The organism is Cobetia sp. (assembly GCF_983723665.1).
Map to the genome: position 1 here is coordinate 1877 of NZ_CFDJES010000202.1, position 2026 is coordinate 3902.

The 2026-nt window shown below is 64.5% G+C and carries 3 protein-coding genes; all 3 read left to right on the plus strand.

Annotated elements, in window-relative coordinates; translation table 11 throughout:
• On the plus strand, positions 1-1003 hold a 1003-nt coding region (locus AC4FAH_RS13760), incomplete at its 5' end, for a TRAP transporter substrate-binding protein (protein ID WP_490246229.1).
• 193 nt (positions 1004-1196) lie between these two features.
• Entirely contained in the window at positions 1197-1802 is a 606-nt protein-coding gene (locus AC4FAH_RS13765; RefSeq protein WP_054555982.1) for a TRAP transporter small permease subunit, read from the plus strand.
• Positions 1802-2026, plus strand: a 225-nt coding sequence (locus AC4FAH_RS13770; protein ID WP_490246231.1) for a TRAP transporter large permease subunit, incomplete at its 3' end; no start/stop codon positions are given. The genes AC4FAH_RS13765 and AC4FAH_RS13770, both read left to right, overlap by 1 nt.

Sequence of the window (2026 nt, forward strand, 5' to 3'; positions counted from 1 at the left end):
CGCCGCCGGTAGCGCCAATGCTGCCGACACCCTCAACGTGGTAGGCAGCTGGAGCAGCCTGGAGCTCAACCGTCAGTTCGAGAAGCCGTTCTGGAGCGAGACCCTCCCGGCCGCCAGCAGCGGTGAACTCAGCACCCAGGTGACCACCTTCGACCAGATGGGTATCCCCGGCTCTGACGTCTATCGCTACCTAGGCGATGGTGTCTTCGATGTCGGCATGACCGTGGCCGACTACACCGTGTCCGATGCGCCGGAACTCGAAGGGCTGGATCTGCCGATGATGGCCCCCACTGCCGAGGAAGCGCAGCAGGTCGCCGAGGCCTTCCGCCCCCTGGCGGAGTCCACCATGAACAAGCGCTTCAACAGCCACGTGCTGGCCATCGTGCCGTATCCGGCCCAGGTGCTGTTCTGCAACACCCCGATCGAAGGGCTCGATGACCTGCAGGACAAGAAGGTGCGTGCCAGCGGCCGCTCCACCGGTGAGTTCATCGAGGCGCTGGGCGCACAGAGCCTCAACATCGCCTTCAACGAGGTGCCCGGTTCCCTGGAGCGTGGCGTCATCGACTGCGCCGTCACCGGTTCGCTCTCCGGCTACAGCGCCGGCTGGCATGAAGTGTCCAGCCACCTGATGCCGCTGCCGCTGGGTGGCTGGGATTACGTGATCACCGCCATCAATCAGGACAAGTGGCAGGGCCTGGGCGCCGAGACCCAGACCCTGATCCAGCAGCAGGTGGATAGCGAGTTCACCGCACCGGTGTGGGAAAACGCGCGTGGCGAGACCGCGCGTGGCGTGGCCTGCCTGACCGGCGAAGGCGATTGCCCGCTGGGCAAGAGCGCCGACATGACGCTGGTCGACTTCAGCGATGACGACGCCAAGCGCGCACGTGCGGCGCTCGAAGACACCGTCCTGCCTGCCTGGGCGGCGCGTGTCGATGCCGAGACCCGCAAGACCTGGAACGAGAGCGTCGGCAAGGTCGTCGGCCTGACCGCTAGCGCGGAGTGATCCAGCGGCACCTGCTCACCGAAGCCTGTTCGCGAGCAGGTGCCGATAGCCCCGCCCTGTCCCGACGTGGCAGACATGTTCCCCAGAGACGTAGCGCCGAACGACTCGCGCCTGTGTATTCAAGCGCAAGCTTTCAAAAGCAGACTTTCTCGAGAAAGCGGCCTTCGTTCAGCGCCCCAGCAGGACCCGACTCATGAACTCCTTCCTTCACGCACTCGATGTCCTCGTGTCGCTGACACGCGCGATATCACGCCATGCCGCACGCCTGATGGGCCTGTTGCTGCTGGCTGTCGTGGTCTTCATCGGCGCCGAAATCCTGATGCGCCAACTGTTCAATCATCCGCTGCCCGGCGTGCACGAATATGCCGGGTATGTGCTGGCGATGCTCTCGGCGTGGGGCCTTTCCCACACCCTGATGGAGCGCGCCCACATCCGTATCGATGTCGTGCACGGCAAGCTGCCGGCCTTCTCGCGCCACACCCTGGATATCCTCGCGATGCTGGCGCTGAACCTGGTGGCCTGGGTGATTCTGATCAATGCCTGGCCGGTGCTCGGCAAGTCGTTGAGCAATGGTTCCACCGCCAACACCCCGCTGGCGACACCGCTGTGGATTCCGCAGCTGCTGTGGCTGTCCGGTTATGCCTGGTTCGCGATCACCACCAGCGTGCTGGGACTGCGCGTTCTCGTTGCCGCCTGTCTGCGTGATACCACCACGCTCGAGACACTGGCCGGCCCCGATCACGGAGAAAGCGAAGGGGCTCTGGCCCAGGCTGCCTCCACGACCAAGGAGACTCGCTGATGTTGGGCTTTCTTTCGGTGGGTATCCTCACCCTGCTGCTGGCCGGCATTCCCGTTGCAGTCACCCTCTTCCTGCTCGCCTTCGGGATCGACCAGTTCTATTCCTTCTTCCCGCTGACCAAGGCGCTGGGCCAGAACCTGTGGTCTGCCGCGGACTCCTTCCTGCTGATCGCGATTCCGCTGTTCGTGCTGATGGGCGAGATCATCGTGCGCGCCGGCATCGCC

Bases quoted from the DNA above. Each gene is read 5' to 3' on its own strand.
- AC4FAH_RS13765 (WP_054555982.1), top strand. From the start codon at position 1,197: ATGAACTCCTTCCTTCACGCACTCGATGTCCTCGTGTCGCTGACACGC.